Annotated in this window: 17 protein-coding genes; 3 read left to right on the top strand and 14 right to left on the bottom strand. The window is 73.4% G+C overall.

Annotated features, from left to right (window positions below; all coding sequences use genetic code 11):
• Positions 1–76 precede the first annotated feature (76 nt).
• The gene (locus tag KWI83_RS08470; RefSeq protein ID WP_218513672.1) at positions 77–928 is read left to right on the top strand and encodes a DUF4232 domain-containing protein; all 852 of its coding nucleotides are present in this window, start codon (positions 77–79) and stop codon (positions 926–928) included.
• A gap of 109 nt (positions 929–1,037) precedes the next feature.
• Here KWI83_RS08470 and KWI83_RS08465 read toward each other — a convergent pair whose 3' ends face one another.
• Positions 1,038–1,961, bottom strand: a complete 924-nt coding sequence (locus KWI83_RS08465; RefSeq protein WP_218513671.1) for an LLM class F420-dependent oxidoreductase — start codon at positions 1,959–1,961, stop codon at positions 1,038–1,040.
• A gap of 264 nt (positions 1,962–2,225) precedes the next feature.
• Between KWI83_RS08465 and KWI83_RS08460 the strand changes: the two genes are divergently transcribed.
• Positions 2,226–2,432: a hypothetical protein gene (locus tag KWI83_RS08460; protein ID WP_218513670.1), complete on the top strand. Its 207-nt coding sequence runs from the start codon at positions 2,226–2,228 to the stop codon at positions 2,430–2,432.
• 82 nt (positions 2,433–2,514) lie between these two features.
• Here KWI83_RS08460 and KWI83_RS08455 read toward each other — a convergent pair whose 3' ends face one another.
• From KWI83_RS08455 to KWI83_RS08420, 8 genes are all read right to left on the bottom strand, one after another.
• Positions 2,515–2,985, bottom strand: coding sequence for a DUF6099 family protein (locus KWI83_RS08455; RefSeq protein ID WP_218513669.1), 471 nt, complete (start codon positions 2,983–2,985; stop codon positions 2,515–2,517).
• A gap of 210 nt (positions 2,986–3,195) precedes the next feature.
• Positions 3,196–3,549 (bottom strand): nucleotide pyrophosphohydrolase, encoded by a 354-nt coding sequence (locus KWI83_RS08450; protein ID WP_218513668.1) that lies wholly within the window; start codon positions 3,547–3,549, stop codon positions 3,196–3,198.
• Complete coding sequence (locus tag KWI83_RS08445) at positions 3,546–4,718, bottom strand: ATP-binding protein (protein WP_218513667.1); 1,173 nt, start codon at positions 4,716–4,718, stop codon at positions 3,546–3,548. The genes KWI83_RS08450 and KWI83_RS08445 overlap by 4 nt, the downstream gene beginning before the upstream one ends.
• A gap of 83 nt (positions 4,719–4,801) precedes the next feature.
• Entirely contained in the window at positions 4,802–5,194 is a 393-nt protein-coding gene (locus tag KWI83_RS08440; RefSeq protein WP_218513666.1) for a cell division protein SepF, read from the bottom strand.
• 239 nt (positions 5,195–5,433) lie between these two features.
• Positions 5,434–6,438, bottom strand: coding sequence for a PDR/VanB family oxidoreductase (locus KWI83_RS08435; RefSeq protein WP_218513665.1), 1,005 nt, complete (start codon positions 6,436–6,438; stop codon positions 5,434–5,436).
• An 11-nt stretch (positions 6,439–6,449) separates the two neighbouring features.
• Positions 6,450–6,638: a hypothetical protein gene (locus KWI83_RS08430; protein ID WP_218513664.1), complete on the bottom strand. Its 189-nt coding sequence runs from the start codon at positions 6,636–6,638 to the stop codon at positions 6,450–6,452.
• Positions 6,635–7,690, bottom strand: a complete 1,056-nt coding sequence (locus KWI83_RS08425) for an aromatic ring-hydroxylating dioxygenase subunit alpha (protein WP_218513663.1) — start codon at positions 7,688–7,690, stop codon at positions 6,635–6,637. Before KWI83_RS08425 ends, KWI83_RS08430 begins: the two co-directional genes overlap by 4 nt.
• 264 nt (positions 7,691–7,954) lie before the next feature.
• A complete protein-coding gene (locus tag KWI83_RS08420) occupies positions 7,955–8,842 on the bottom strand; it encodes an IclR family transcriptional regulator (protein WP_218513662.1) in 888 nt (295 codons plus the stop codon).
• Between the two features lie 192 nt (positions 8,843–9,034).
• Between KWI83_RS08420 and KWI83_RS08415 the strand changes: the two genes are divergently transcribed.
• Positions 9,035–9,544, top strand: a complete 510-nt coding sequence (locus KWI83_RS08415) for a MarR family transcriptional regulator (RefSeq protein WP_218513661.1) — start codon at positions 9,035–9,037, stop codon at positions 9,542–9,544.
• A gap of 88 nt (positions 9,545–9,632) precedes the next feature.
• Here KWI83_RS08415 and KWI83_RS08410 read toward each other — a convergent pair whose 3' ends face one another.
• Genes KWI83_RS08410 through KWI83_RS08390 form a run of 5 tightly spaced genes read right to left on the bottom strand, consistent with a single transcriptional unit; the run spans position 9,633 to position 14,166 of the window.
• A complete protein-coding gene (locus KWI83_RS08410; RefSeq protein ID WP_218513660.1) occupies positions 9,633–11,381 on the bottom strand; it encodes a PP2C family protein-serine/threonine phosphatase in 1,749 nt (582 codons plus the stop codon).
• Positions 11,365–12,432 carry a SpoIIE family protein phosphatase gene (locus KWI83_RS08405; protein WP_218513659.1) on the bottom strand — a complete coding sequence of 356 codons (1,068 nt, stop codon included), beginning with the start codon at positions 12,430–12,432 and terminating at the stop codon, positions 11,365–11,367. The genes KWI83_RS08410 and KWI83_RS08405 overlap by 17 nt, the downstream gene beginning before the upstream one ends.
• Complete coding sequence (locus KWI83_RS08400; RefSeq protein ID WP_218513658.1) at positions 12,429–12,878, bottom strand: ATP-binding protein; 450 nt, start codon at positions 12,876–12,878, stop codon at positions 12,429–12,431. The genes KWI83_RS08405 and KWI83_RS08400 overlap by 4 nt, the downstream gene beginning before the upstream one ends.
• Positions 12,875–13,270, bottom strand: a complete 396-nt coding sequence (locus KWI83_RS08395; RefSeq protein ID WP_218513657.1) for an STAS domain-containing protein — start codon at positions 13,268–13,270, stop codon at positions 12,875–12,877. Before KWI83_RS08395 ends, KWI83_RS08400 begins: the two co-directional genes overlap by 4 nt.
• Positions 13,267–14,166: an STAS domain-containing protein gene (locus KWI83_RS08390; protein ID WP_218513656.1), complete on the bottom strand. Its 900-nt coding sequence runs from the start codon at positions 14,164–14,166 to the stop codon at positions 13,267–13,269. The genes KWI83_RS08395 and KWI83_RS08390 overlap by 4 nt, the downstream gene beginning before the upstream one ends.
• Positions 14,167–14,199 lie beyond the last annotated feature (33 nt).

Raw genomic sequence — 14,199 nt, 5'->3', positions numbered from 1 at the left:
CGGCTGTGACAGGGCTGTGACCGGAGGCGTGGCTTCCGTCACAGCTCGACGGGGCCGGTGCTGATCGACTCGGCGGATGCGCTCCCGCCTTCTCCCCTTCTCCGCCCTGCTGCTGCTCACCGCGTGCGGCACCCAGCAAGCCGGTTCGCCGAGCGGCGGTGCGGCCTCCTCCTGCCCCGCCGACCCGTCGTGGACGGAGCGGGACGGGGTCAGGATCACCGGCCTGCGCGGCGCCACGTGCGACCGCGTCGAGTTCGAGGTCACCCACGACGGGACCGAAGCCTTCACGTACACCGTCTCCTTGGCCTTCGCGAAGGAGACCGGTGAGGTGATGTCCACCGGGGAGGAGACGGTGGAGTCGGTCGAGCCGGGTCGCCCGGTACGCCGGACCGTCGTCATGACCGGCGGGGAACGGGTCTCGATCTCCAAGGTCAGGAGCGTCCCCACCGACGAGGCCCCCTCCGGGGGAGGCGCGTGCCCGGCCTCCGGGGTGCGGGTGTACGCCGATCAGGGCGATGCCGCGATGGGGCTGCGGGTCGTGGGGCTGCACCTGGAGAACTGCGGCAGTGAGCCGTACCCGCTCAACGGCTACCCGGAGCTCCAGATCCTCGACGAGGGGCACGAGCCCGTCGAGGGCGTGCGGATCCTCAAGGGCGGGGACGCCATCGCCTCCGGCACGGGGGCCGACGCCCCGCCCCGGCCGCTGACCCTGGGGCCCGGCGAGCGCGCCTGGGCCGGTCTGGTCTGGCGCAACACCACGGAGTTCGGCGAGCCGGTCAACGCCCCGTACGTACGGACATGGGCGAAGCCCGGCGCCGCACCCGTGACGGTGACACCGGAGCTGGACCTGGGGACGACGGGGAAGCTCGGGGTGGGAGCGTGGCAGAAGGACGAGCAGGAACAGTTGCCGGACCGGCCGACGAGCTGATGGACGACTGGTTTTCCTTCTGGTCGGTGCGTCAACCCCGCCGTCGCGGTCCTCGCCCTCGGCGGGGTTGACGTATCCGGGCCCGAAGACCTCAGGACATGGCCCGGCCTTACGACAGCTGTGACTGGACCTGGGCGGAGATCAGCTCCAGGTGGTCCAGGTCGTGGAGGTCGAGGAGCTGGAGGTAGATGCGGCTGGAGCCGATCTCGGCGTAGCGGCCGATCTTGTCGACGACCTCGGCCGGGGAACCGGCCAGGCCGTTGAGCTTCAGTTCGTCGACCTCGCGGCCGATCGCGGCGGCGCGGCGGGCGACCTCCTGGTCGTCCTGGCCGACGCAGACGACGAGGGCGTTGGAGTAGACGAGGTCGTCGCCCTTGCGTCCGGCCTCCTCGGCGGCGGCGCGGACCCGGCCGAACTGGCGCTCGCTGTCCTCGACGGAGGCGAACGGCATGTTGAACTCGTCGGCGTACTTCGCGGCCAGCTTGGGCGTGCGGGTCGCGCCGTGGCCGCCGATGAGGACCGGGATCTTCGGCTGGGTGGGCTTGGGCAGCGCGGGCGAGTCCTTGAGCTCGTAGTACCTGCCGTGGAAGTCGAAGGTCCGGCCGACCTCCGTGGCCCACAGCCCGGTGACGATCTCCAGCTGCTCTTCCAGGCGGCCGAACTTCTCCTTCGGGAAGGGGATGCCGTACGCCGTGTGCTCCTCCTCGAACCAGCCCGCGCCCAGGCCGAGTTCGACCCGGCCACCGGACATCTGGTCGACCTGCGCGACCTGGATGGCGAGCACGCCGGGCAGCCGGAAGGTGCCGGCGGTCATCAGCGTGCCGAGCCGGATGCGCTGGGTCTCACGGGCCAGTCCGGCGAGGGTGATCCAGGCGTCGGTGGGGCCGGGCAGGCCGTCCACGGAGCCCATCTTCACATAGTGATCGGAGCGGAAGAAGGCGTCGAAGCCGAGGTCCTCGGTGGCCTTCGCGACGGTGAGCAGGGTGTCGTAGGTCGCCCCCTGCTGGGGCTCGGTGAAGATTCGAAGATCCATGCCTCCATCCTGCCTGTTCGGGATCCCGGGCGCCCCATCGGTCCCGGCGGCCGTCGCCCGGGGCACCGACGCGTCCCCGCCGAGGGTGAAACACGTCAACCCCGTGCACGGGTGCGCGCCCGTGCCAGTGACCCGCCCAGGTGGTGATCGTTGGCTCGGGCGGAGCCGGACCGCCCGGCGCCGCGCACCGGCCGCTCGACGCCGTCAACGCCGGAGCGACACCCGCACCGGCCTCCCCTGGGGGCCAGGGCCGAGGAGGCCGTCATGTCCGAAGAGACCGTGCCGCAGCAGGGTGGGGGCGACGCCCAGCCGAAGGGGCTGCTGCAGCAGATGGAGGAGCTGATGGCGGCGCTGAACGCGGACCTGTCGGCCCTGGACGCGGACCTGCAGGCAGCCGGCACGAACAGATCGGTCCCGGCGACGTCGGAGGAGCGGGGGGTCGAGCCTCCGGAGGGGCTGGGGCGGATCTAGGAGACGGGGAACCCTGTGGCGTGTTGCGAAAGTCCCGTCCGGCCCGCCCTTCGGGCGGACGACGCTCCTTTCGAAACACGCCCTAGCCCGCCTCCCGTGCGGGCACGACATGCTCCCGGTCCGCCAGCTTGCGGAGCATCTCCAGGACCCGGTCCCTCGATTCGTCCGCCGCGTCAATGGCTTCCATGCACTGCCAGTACGTGCCCTCGTCGGGAGCGGCGCAGGTGATGCCGACGAGGGCGATGCCCACCTCGCCGAGCAGGCTGCCCAGGCAGAGCAGGGCCTGGCGGGCGTCGCCCAGTTCGGTGAGCTGGGCCGCGCGCAGCTCACCGGGGGCCAGCTCCGGGGCGTCCAGCACGCCGCAGCCGCGGCCCGCCAGCTCGGTCAGCCCCAGTGCCTCACCGCGCAGTTCGGGCGGGCCGAAGACGGCGAGGCGGCTGCCGATCGCCTGGGCGAGGGCCTGTGCCTGCCACACCTCCGTCATGATCTCGGGTATCTCACCGCTTCCCGCCAGGGCACGCCTGCTCGTCAGGATGAGTCGCACCGCGTCCATGCGCTGCCCCCGTCTGTCCCGACGCGCTCTCTCCGCACGTCTGCCCGCACTCCCTTGTTCACTACCCAGCGTGAGGGCGCCTGAGACGAAAAGCCAGTGGAAGACGGAAATCTGTGGACAACAATTCGGATTCAGCTCGGATTTTGGATACGCAGCGTGAAAGTGGAGCGGTGCCCTCCCTCCCGGTTCCGCTCTGCCGGGTACGCGTGTTCACGGACCCTCCGGCGCCGGGAACCGCTCCTCGTTGCGGTCGATCTTCGCGGCAAGCGCGGCCAACGGGTCGATGCCGAGCACCTCGCACAGCTGGAGCAGATACGCCAGCACGTCGGCGACCTCGTCCCGGACGCGCTGCGCGGTGTCGGGGTCGGCCATGACGCGGGCCGACTCCTCGGGCGTCAACCACTGGAAGATCTCGACGAGTTCGGAGGCCTCGACGCTCAGCGCGGCGACCAGGTTCTTGGGCGTGTGGTAGGGCTGCCAGTTGCGCGCGGCGGCGAACGCGGCGAGCCGGCGCTGGAGAGCGGCGAGGTCCGGCGGTTCGGGATGTGCTGACGGTGTTGTCACGGCTCCAGGTGTACCACCGTGATCCCGTCCTCCCCCGCCGCCGACGAGGCGTCGCTCACCGCACCGACCCAGCGGATGTGCCCGCGCTCGCCCATCCGGGCCGCCAGCCGCAGCAGTTCGGTGCGCTGCGGCACGTCCAGCGAGCGGTCGAACCCGTCGGTGAGCACGGTGAGGGTCTGCAGCGCGGCGGGCACCTCGCCGACCGGGTCGACCTCGAGGACGGCGGGCCCGGTGAACAGCACCAGGGCGAGCGCCAGGTATCTCAACTCGCCGTCGCCCAGCCGCCCGAAGCCGGTCCGGTGTCCGTCGCCGCGGTCGAGGCTGCCCCGGATCGTGCCGTCGGCCGCCGGTTCGGCCAGTACGTCCGCCACGCTCCCGGCACAGCCGGCCCGTGCCGCCGCGACGAACAGCCCGTGCCGCCGCGCGCATTCCTCCCGCGTGCGCCACAGGACGTCGGCGAGGTTGTCGCAGCCGCCGAGGAGGCGCCCGGAGCCGGTCGGCACCGGGGTGCGCATCCGCTCGGGCTGCGGATCGCAGGCGAACACCGACCGCAACGCCACCACCATCTGCTCGGCGGCGGCGAGCACCTGCCGCTGCCCGTCGGTCCTGCCGGCCACCCGCAACGGCAGCAGCGCGGTGCCGAGCCGGTCGTCGGGCAGCGGGGCCCGCGTCACGGGCGCCGACCCTCCGGTGTGCCACGCGGCCTGCACGGCAGACCTGCTCGGATCACGCAGCGCGGTCTGCAGCAGGACGAGCCGACCGGACGTCAACCGCTCGCCGACGATGCGCAGTTCGGGCTCGACCTGTACGGCGATGTCGAGCCGTACCGGCCCCTCGGGGCCGTCCGCCGTACAGCCGATCCGGAAACCGCGCCGCCGCTGGGCGTCCGGCCGTGCCCGCTCCGGCACGCAGGCGACCGGGTCGGGGAACACCTCTCCCAGCCGGGCGCCGCCACCGAGCCGGGCCAGCGCCTCGTAGGCCCGCAGCGCGGTGGTCTTGCCGGAACCGCTCGGCCCGGCGAGCAGCGTGCACGGCCCGAGCGGAAACCGGGCCCCTCGGTGCCCGGCGAACGCGGACAACCGCAGCTCCGTGACGCATGGCCGGTCCGGACACCCCGGTCCTGACGGGAGGGGGGTGTGGGGCGGGGCGGTGGTGGGAAGCGCGGCCATGTCCGGACCGTAGAAGACCGGGACACGGCCGAACCGTTCCGCCGGTCGGACCTTCCTACGATCGGGCGACCCCGGCCTGCCCCTCACACCCCGGGAACGCCCGCCGCCCCTTCCATCAGCCCCTGGACCTCGGTCCCGGGCGGGGTCAGCAGGAACACGTTGCGGTCCACGCGGTGCATCCCGCTCCCCAGGCCGAAGACGACGCCCGTACTGAAGTCCAGGACCCGCTTGGCGACTTCCGTCTCGGCACCCGTGAGGTCGAGAAGCACCGGAATGCCGGCCATCAGGGTCTCGGCGACCTCGCGGGCGTCCGCGAAGACGTTGACGCGCAGGACGACGAAACGGCGGCGGGTCTCGGTCTCCGCGTCCGGCAGGGCACGGTGGTCGACCGCGGACGGCCAGGCGTCCCGGCCCCGCAGCGGCACGACCTGGGCGAGCCCTTCCCATTGTTCATCGGTGACATCGTGGCTGTTCACCGGCTCCCCCCGATCTGCCTCGCACTCATCGCCTGCACCGGTCAATTCTTACGCGATGTCACCCGTTCGGCCGAACAGCGACACGGTCCGCCACCGCAGGCGTCCCTGCGGGCCGTTGTCAGTGGCCCGGGCCAGGTGCGGAGGTCTTCGGCGGCACCCTCTCGGTCACCTACGGCGAGAGTGGCACCTCGGTGTCGCCTGGAGGGTCAACATCAGCGGGCAGCAGGGCTGAGCGACGCTCACAGGTCGAGGACCAGCCGCGGGCCGGCGGCGCGCGAGATACAGATCATCATGGTGTCGTGTGCGGCCTGCTCGTCGGGGGTGAGCAGGGAGTCCCGGTGGTCCACGGTTCCGGCCAGCACCGCGGTCTCGCAGGTGCCGCAGGTGCCCTCGCGGCAGGAGGACAGCACCTGGACGCCGGCCTGCTCGACGGCGTCCAGCACGGAGGTGCCGGGCGGGACGGTGAGGGTCCGGCCACTGCGGGCGAGCTCCACCTCGAACTCGCCCTCCACCTCCCGGGGCGCGCACTTGGGTGCGAACCGCTCGACGTGCAGCGCACCGGCCGGCCAGGACGCGCAGCGCTCCTCCACCGCCCGCAGCAGCCCCTCGGGGCCGCAGCAGTAGACCAGGGTGCCGGGGCGCGGGGTGCCGAGCAGGGCGTCGAGGTCGGGCAGTCCGTCCCGGTCCTGGGGCACGAGCCGCACCCGGTCGCCGTACGCCTCGCGCAGTTCCGCGTGGAACGCCATGGTGGCGAGACTGCGACCGCCGTACACCAACTCCCAGTCGCTGCCCAGCTGTTCGGCCTGCCGGACCATGGGGAGGATCGGGGTGACGCCGATGCCGCCGGCCAGGAAGAGGTGGCGGGGTGCCGGGTGCAGCGGGAAGTTGTTGCGTGGGCCGCGGACCCGCACCGGGGCGCCGGCGGCGAGGCGGTCGTGGACCTCGGCGGAGCCGCCCCGGCCGCCCGGGGCGCGCAGCACCGCCACCTGCCAGCGGGTGCGGTCGGCGGGATCGGAGCAGAGCGAGTACTGCCGTACGAGGCCGGAGGCGAGGCAGAGGTCGAGGTGGGCGCCGGGCTGCCAGGGGGGCAGCGCACCGCCGTCGGGGCGGGTGAGCGTGAGGCGGACGACGCCCTCGGCGAGGTGGTCCCGGGCCGCGACGACGAGGGTGTGTTCGCCTTCGTGCTCGGGCTCCGCGGTGGTCGGCAGGGCGGTACTCACGGGGGTCACGGTGGTCACGTGCATCTCCGGGGCGGTCAGGAGGCGGCGGGCGGTGCGTCGGCGTACGGGCCGCTGTGGCCCTCCGGGTGGGCGAGCAGCCAGTCCCACAGCGTCACCGGGTCCTCGAACTCCCGCTCGCCGCCGCAGTGGCAGACGGCGAGCAGGCGGTCGGTGCCGGGGACCCAGTGGATGCGGAACACCTCGCCCTCGGTGAGGGTGTTCATCGGGCCGCCGCCTGCGGGGTGTTCTCGGCGGCGAGCCGGGCCAGGATGCGGCGGGCGGCCAGGCCGCCGGTGTCGATGTTGATGGACAGTTCCTGGTAGCCGGGCTTCTCGGTGTCCAGGGCGCGCTGGAGGGCGTTGAGTGCGACCACGTCCTGCATCACCACGGTGTGGTTGCTGGACCGCAGGTAGTCCGTGACCTCCTGGTCGTCGAGCGCGAAGTCGCGGGCCACGGCCCAGAAGTCGTACGTCGACCTCTCGGTGGACGGGGTGATGCCGTACACCACCTCGACGTGGAAGGCGTCCGGGTCGCTGCCGTCCGGGCGGGGGGCGGGGGTGCCGACGGGGGCGACCCGGGAGTGCAGCAGGTAGAGGGCGGGGGCGTGGTACTCGATGTCCTGCCAGCGGGTGATCCGGCCCTGGATGCCGGTGGAGTTGGCGTAGAACGGCGGGCACTCGGCGTCGTCCATGTGCCGACTGACCCGTACGATCGCGGACTTGTCGTCGACCTCCGTGGTGATCGGGGTCTCGGCGACCTCGGGGGTGCCGATGTAGCCGCCGTGCAGGTAGGTCTCGTGGGAGAGGTCGAGGAGGTTGTCGACGAGGAGGCCGTAGTCGCCCTCGATCGGCTCCATGCCGCACACGGTGGTGTAGTCGGGCGAGTCGAGCCAGGGGGCGCGGGGCGGGAGGGCGTCGCCGGGCTCGCGGTCGCCGATCCACACCCAGACGAAGGAGTTCTGCTCCACGACGGGGTACGTGGCGAGGCGGGCGGTCCGCGGGACGCGGGACTGGCCGGGGACGCGGACGCAGACGCCGTCGGTGCCGTAGGTGAAGCCGTGGTACCCGCAGACCACCTTGTCGCCCTCCAGGCGGCTGGGGTGCTCCGACAGCGGGAAGCGGCGGTGCACGCACCGGTCGGCGAGGCCCACGGCGCGGCCGTCCTCGGTCCGGTACAGCAGGATCGGCTCACCGAGGACGGTACGGCCCAGCAGTTCCCGGCCGACCTCGTGGGCGTAGGCGGCGACGTACCACTGGTTGCGCACGAATGCGGTCACTGGCGTTCCTTTCGTGAGGCACGCGAAGGCGGGTCACTGGACCGGGGACGCGGTGCGTACATCTGCGCGGGGACAGGTCATGGCAGCCCTCCGTCGTCGACGGCCCGGTCCGGCGTCCGGCACACGGCGGTCGGGGCACGGTGGTGCGGTACGGCGGCTCGTACGCGCCCCGGGGGTGCGGCGGATGCGGGGATTCTGGCCGGGCGGGCGACGGGGGGCGAGGGGGTTTCCCGGATGCCGGGAAGGAGTCGGGGGGACCGCCCGTTACGCGTCCCGAGTCGGCGAAGCCGCCCCGCAGGCGCAGTCCTCCCCCGCCAGGCACGGTGTGGCCTCACGGGCCGGTGCGCCGGTGGGCCGGGTGCCCAGGGCGCGCGTGATGGCTCGGGCCGTGGTGCAGACGAGGGGTGCCAGCAGGTGCGGTGAGCGGGGGTGGCCCTCGCAGTGGCGTACGACCAGGGAGACCGCGGCGACCACGCCCTCCCCCGGCCCGTACACGGGAGCCGCGACGGAGAGGGCGTCCATGGTGACCTGCCGGTCGCTGACGGCGTAGCCGACGCGGCGGATGTCGCCCAGGACGCGGCGCAGGACCTGCGGATCGGTGAGGGTCCGTTCGGTGAAGCGGGGCACGGGCCCGGCCAGTACCTCGTCCTGCACGTCGCGCGGCGCGTGCGCGAGCAGGACGAGGCCCACTCCGGTGGCGCTCATCGCGAAGCGACCGCCGACCCGGGTGAGCACGGGCACCGCGCCGGTCCCCCGGATCCGCTCCACGAACACCAGCTCGGTGCCTTCCCGCACCGCGAGCTGCACGTTCTCGCCGGTGCTCTGGAACAGGTCCTCCAGATACGGCAGCGCCCGCTCCCGCAGCCCGGGCCCGCGCGGCGCGAGCGCGCCCAGCTCCCACAGCCGCAGCCCCACCCGGTACCGCCCGTCCGCGCCGCGCTCCAGCGCGCCCCACTCCAGCAGCGGCCCGAGCATCCGGTGCACGGTCGAGGTGGGCAGGCCACAGCTCCGCGACAGTTCGCTCAGCGTCAGCGCGGGCCGGGCGGGACTGAAGGCACCGAGCACCCGCAGCGCCCGGCCCAGCACGGGTCCCGGCGCGGCCCGGCTCTCGCCGTCCGATGGGCCCGACGCCGACTCGACGGTCGTGTCCACCCTGTGCCCACCTCCCCGGCGCACGCGAAACGACCCGGTTCTGGGGTGAGTCTGCGGCACGGTGCATCCGGCGTCGAGACTCCGGACGGCAATGGTTGGTGGTCTGCGCGGTGCTGCTTGTCCTCGCCCGCTTCGGGTACAGCCTCTGAGAGGCTGACCCACACGCCCCGAGCTTACTGAAAGTGATGTTTCGTGACCCACCTCGGCGGCCCCGGCGACGATCAGGCGAAGGGATCGGGTGACGGTCCGGAGGCCGTCGCGCTGGAGATCGCCGATGCCGTGGAGAGCCTGGCGAACCTGTGGTCGCTGTCGGCGCAGGGCGCGGCGCTGCGGTTGTCGCCGCACCAGTTGCGGGCGTTGCGGGCGCTGGAGGTGGCGCCGGGGCTGAATCTGACGGGGCTGGCGGAGCGGCTGGACATAGGGCTTCCGACGGCCAGTCGGCTGTGCGACCGGCTGGAGGCGGCCGGGCTGCTGGAGCGGGCGCTGCATCCGCGCCGACGGCGTGAGGTGCGGTTGAGTCTGACGGCCCATGGGCGGCATGTGCTCGGCGATGTGGCCGAGCGGCGGGCGCGGGCGCTGGGGGCGGCGCTGGCGGTGATGGAGCCCGGCGAGCGGGACGCGCTCAGCCGGGGGCTGCGGGCGTTCCTGGCGACCCGGCCCCGGGAGGCGCCGTTTCCGGGGGACGCGGCACCCGACGCATGAGTGCGGCCCGCGCGAGGCGCATACATGGCCGCCGTACTGCCGCGAAGATCGCCTGTGTCGGTGCTGTCCCCCTTCACCCGCCTCCTCGCTATCGCGGCAGCGACCGGTCCGGGACGTCGGTCCGCACGGCGCCTCGGTCCGGTCTCGGGGACGGTACGGGCACCGGGGACGGTGTCCGGGTGGTGTGGCAGAGCAGCATGCAGACGTCGTCGTCGCGTTCGGAGTCGTGCAGCATCGGCTTGAGCAGGGACTCGGCGGAGGCGTCCAGGTCCCGCTCCAGTTCCGTGCCGCTCAGCGCGGCCAGGGCCTCGGTGAGCCGTTCGATGCCGGGGTCGATGCCCAGGGCCCGCCGCTCGACCAGGCCGTCGGTGTACAGCGCGAGTGTCGAGCCGGGCGGGAGGTCGACGGCGTGCTCCTGGAACTCGTACGGGATGGGCACCCCCAGCATGATCCCCGGCTTGGCGTCCAGGACCCGCACCGAGCCGTCCGGTTCGCGCACCACGAGGGGCGGGTGCCCGGCGGCGGCCCACACGAGGGTGGGGTCGCCGGGCCGGAAGCGGGCGACGACCGCGGTGGCGTACAGGTCGGGCTGCTGCTGGCCGAGCATGTGGTGCAGCCGCGTGAGGATCCGGCCGGGCCCGTCACCCTCCACGGCGTACGCGCGCAGGGCGGTACGCAACTGGCCCATCATCACGGCCGCCCGCAGGCCGTGCCCCGTGACGTCTCCTATCACCGCGAGCAGGCTGCCGTCGGGCTGCGGGAAGGCGTCGTACCAGTCGCCGCCGATGTTGAGGCCGCGTGTGGCGGGCAGATAGCGCGCGGCCAGGGTGACGCCCTCGATGTCGGGCAGGTCGGTGAGCTGGGCGCGCTGCAGGGCCTCGGCGATGTCGCGGTGCTGTTCGTAGCGGCGGGCGTGGTCGAGGGCGGTGCCGATCCTGCGGGCCAGTTCGACCAGCATGACGGAGGTGTCCGGGTCGAAGCGGGGGCCGGGAGCGGTCAGCGTCAGCACGCCCAGCATCCGGTGCCCGGTGAGCGGGATGCACAGCAGCGGCCGGCCCGGGGCCAGCACGGAGGCGGGCAGGTCGTCGACGCCGGGCAGGCCGCCCGGGTGGTCGGCGGCGTGCTGGGGGCGGCCGGTGCGGGCGGCGGTCACGGCGGCCCCGGGGCGGCCGCCGCCCCGGGGCACCTGCTCGTCGTCGAAGAGCCAGACGTCGACATGCCCGGCGTACTCGGGGACGAGCAGTTCGGGCAGGCGGCGCAGGATGGCCTCGTGGTCGAGCGAGGCGGTCACGGCGGCGCTGGCGTCGGCGAGGAAGGTCAGCAGTCGGCGTGCCTTCTCGGCCTCGGCGCGCGCGGCCCGCTCGGCGTCGAGCAGCTCCCGCTGGGCGCGTGCGCCCGCGTCCAGTTCGGCGTGCAGGGCCAGCACGCCCTGGTTGGTCTCGTGCAGCTCCTCGCGGTGGAAGCGGACCAGTTCGTCCTTCTCCTCCAGACACTCCAGGACCGCCGCGATGTCCTTGTCCGCGGCGAGCAGGGCGTCGGCGAGGTCCGTGCTGTCGGCGCCCTCCCCGCCGGGAAGTCGAGGGCAGGCGAGCGTGAGGCGGCGCGGCGGTCGGCCCGCCGGTCGTACGTCGACCTGGAGCCGGTCGGCGTTGCGGGCGGCGAGGACGAGTTCCGCGCCGCCTTCGTCGAGGCAGCGCCGGAGCTGTGCGGTGAGGTCGGTCAGGAAGCGGGCGCGGTCGAGGACCGGGGCGTGCGCGGTGAGCCGGGCGACGGCGCTCCGGGCCCGGGCGGCGTCGGCGGCCGAGCTGATCTTCCAGATGTCAGGGGCGGCGGTCATGGGCGCGAATCCGGCTGTCGGGGGCCAGTACGGCCACACTGGTGTCGTCGCGTAGGGGGCGGGCGGCGCTGCTGGCATCGCGCAGGACGGCCGCGGCCACCACCGCGGGGTCGTGGTGGAGGAGACGGGGGTCGCCGGGCGGGGTCCAGCGGCTGGGCAGCCCGTCGCTGTGCAGGACGAGCAGGCTGTCCGGCCGCCACGGGAGCTGTCGCAGCGGCACGGTGGCCGGGAAGTGCGCGCCGACGATGCCGGGATGCGAGACCAGCGGCTGCCAGGCACCGTCGGTGTGCAGGCGGGCGCCGATGTTGCCGATGCCGGCGAAGCCGAGCTGGTCGGTGTCCATGTCCACCTGTGCTACGGCGACGGCCGCGCCCCGGGTGGTCCGCAGCGCGGTGTTGAGGTGCCGCAGGATCTCCACGGGCGGCAGGTGTCCGGTGCGGTGCAGTTCCTGGACGGCGGCGCCGGAGGCCTGGGCTGCCTTGGCGCCGTGGCCGAGCCCGTCGGCGAGCATCAGCGTCAGCCGCCGCTGGGTGCGCACCCAGCTCCAGGCGTCGCCGGAGTGCTCGGCCTGCGCGAGGGGGATGTTGATGCCTCCCACGCGCGGTCCGGACGAGGGCACCGTCCGCCGGGCCCGGGGCGTCCGGTCGATGCGGGCGATCGCGACGGTGCCCCGGCCGCGGGTGCTGTACAGGTCGAAGTCGCTGGATATCCGCAGGCAGGTGCCGAGGCCCGCGCCGAGGGAGGCGGAGGCGGTGGTGTGGCCGTCGCGCAGCGCGGCCTCGACGTCGGTGATGCCGGGTCCGTGGTCGAGGGAGACGAGCTGCACCGAGGGCACGGGGGTGTCGGGTGCGGGGCGTTCGACGAGGTTGATCACGATGCGGCCGCCGTCGGCGTGTTTGACGAGGTTCGTGGCGAGTTCGGTGGCCACCAGGGCGGCCACCGCGATGCGGTGCGGGTCGAGCCCGGCCTGGGCGCCGGCCGCCTCGGCGGCGACCCGGACGTCGCGGACCCGGGTGGAGTCGTGCACGGGGATGTCCCAGACCCGGCTCATACGGTCCCCGGCCGGGCGGTGGGGAGCACGGCGTTCCAGGCGACGACGGTGACGGTGGTGCCCCGGCCGGGCTCGGTGTCGATGGTCAGTTCGTTGACCAGGCGCTTGGCCCCGCTCAGGCCGAGGCCCAGGCCGCCGCCGGTGGTGTAGCCGTCGGTCATGGCCAGCTCGACGTCCCGGATGCCGGGACCGGCGTCGACGAACGACAGCCGCAGTCCCCGGTCCTGTCCGTTGTCCAACGGGGTGATCTCCACGTGCCCTCCGCCGCCGTGGACGAGCGTGTTACGGGCGAGTTCGCTGGCCGCGGTGACCAGTTTGGTCAACTGCACCAGCCCGAACCCGAGTTCGGCGCCGACCTGCCGCACCTGCTGCCGTACCCAGGCCAGATCGGCGTCCGAGCCGATCGGCAGGGTGGTCGCGGCGGCGTGGCGGGAGGTCGGCGTCATGGTCGCCCCCTGCTCGCGGGGCGGCCGAGGAGTTCCAGGGCGCGTTCGGTGTCCAGGGCGGTGTGCAGACCGGGCAGGGTGAGCCCCAGTTCGACGAGCGTGATGGCCACGGCGGGTCGCATGCCGGCCAGCACCGTGCGGGCGGCCAGCAGGCGGGCGGTGGAGGCGATCTCGGCGAGGACGCGGCCGAGGAAGGAGTCGACGATGTCCACGCCGGAGATGTCGATGACCACCCCGGCCACCTTGCTGCCCGCGATGCGCTGGGTGATGTCGTGCTGGAGCTGCTCTGCCATCCCGTCGTGCAACTCGCCCTGGAGGGTGACGAGCAGGATGTCCCCCAGGGCCAGTACGGGTACCGGGGCCGCGGGGTGATCGGCGGCGGAAGCGCTCACCGCGGGCCCGCTCCCGCCGCCGCGCGCGTCGAGCGCTCGGCGTCCTGCTGGGTGATGGCGTAGGCGAGCGCGTCGGCGAGGGTGGCGTGGGTGAGCACGGATCCGAGGTCGATGCCGAGGTGGACGATGGTCTGCGCGATCGCGGGGCGGATGCCGGAGACGATGCACTCGGCGCCCATCAGCCGGGCGGCGGCCACCGTCTTCATCAGGTGCTGGGCGACCAGCGAGTCGACGGTGGGCACGCCGGTGATGTCGAGGATGGCGTACCGGGCGCGCTGGGCGACGATCGCGTCCAGCAGGTTCTCCATCACGACCTGGCTGCGCGCGCTGTCCAGGGTGCCGATCAGCGGTACGGCGACGGTGCCCTCCCACAACTTGACCACCGGCGTGGCCACTTCCAGCAGCTGCTGCCGCTGACGCTCGATCAGTTCCTCGCCCGCGCTGAGCGTCCGTTCCATCACCACCAGCCGCAGGGTGCCCATCAGCATGGTCAGCGCCAGCACACAGTCCCCGGCCTGCGGATCGGCCGGGTCGGCGAACCCGCCGCGCAGCAGGGCGACGGCCGGTTCGCGCAGCGCGGCGACCTCGTCGGCGATCTGCGCCGGGCTCAGTCCGGTACGGGCCCGGGAGGCGGCCATCCGCCCCAACTGGTCGCGCACCCCCTCGAATCCGGGCGCCGCGATGTCCTCCAGCCTGCCGGAACCGGCGACCGCGGCCAGCGCGTCGACCACGGCCTTGCCGGCCTCCACGGCCTCGTCGCGGGAGACGGTGAAGACCGTACGGAAAAGGCTGGCGTCGGCCCAGCGCTGGGCGATCTGCTCCCGGGAACGGTCGAGGAAGGCGGCCACCTGCCGCGTCGCCAACTCGTTCGCCGCGTCCTGCTGTTCCACCTGCATCGTCTCCTTACCGCACAGGCTCCTGCGGCCTTG

The organism is Streptomyces sp. TRM70350 (assembly GCF_019219825.1).
In the GTDB taxonomy this organism is placed as follows: domain Bacteria; phylum Actinomycetota; class Actinomycetes; order Streptomycetales; family Streptomycetaceae; genus Streptomyces.
Note: the sequence above shows the minus strand (reverse complement) of the source record. Positions and strands in the feature narration are given on the sequence as shown.

Bases quoted from the DNA above. Each gene is read 5' to 3' on its own strand.
- KWI83_RS08390 (WP_218513656.1), bottom strand. From the start codon at position 14,166: ATGCAGGTGGAACAGCAGGACGCGGCGAACGAGTTGGCGACGCGGCAG.
- KWI83_RS08470 (WP_218513672.1), top strand. From the start codon at position 77: ATGCGCTCCCGCCTTCTCCCCTTCTCCGCCCTGCTGCTGCTCACCGCG.
- KWI83_RS08400 (WP_218513658.1), bottom strand. From the start codon at position 12,878: ATGACGCCGACCTCCCGCCACGCCGCCGCGACCACCCTGCCGATCGGC.
- KWI83_RS08405 (WP_218513659.1), bottom strand. From the start codon at position 12,432: ATGAGCCGGGTCTGGGACATCCCCGTGCACGACTCCACCCGGGTCCGC.
- KWI83_RS08465 (WP_218513671.1), bottom strand. From the start codon at position 1,961: ATGGATCTTCGAATCTTCACCGAGCCCCAGCAGGGGGCGACCTACGAC.
- KWI83_RS08435 (WP_218513665.1), bottom strand. From the start codon at position 6,438: ATGCACGTGACCACCGTGACCCCCGTGAGTACCGCCCTGCCGACCACC.
- KWI83_RS08460 (WP_218513670.1), top strand. From the start codon at position 2,226: ATGTCCGAAGAGACCGTGCCGCAGCAGGGTGGGGGCGACGCCCAGCCG.
- KWI83_RS08430 (WP_218513664.1), bottom strand. From the start codon at position 6,638: ATGAACACCCTCACCGAGGGCGAGGTGTTCCGCATCCACTGGGTCCCC.
- KWI83_RS08455 (WP_218513669.1), bottom strand. From the start codon at position 2,985: ATGGACGCGGTGCGACTCATCCTGACGAGCAGGCGTGCCCTGGCGGGA.
- KWI83_RS08445 (WP_218513667.1), bottom strand. From the start codon at position 4,718: ATGGCCGCGCTTCCCACCACCGCCCCGCCCCACACCCCCCTCCCGTCA.
- KWI83_RS08410 (WP_218513660.1), bottom strand. From the start codon at position 11,381: ATGACCGCCGCCCCTGACATCTGGAAGATCAGCTCGGCCGCCGACGCC.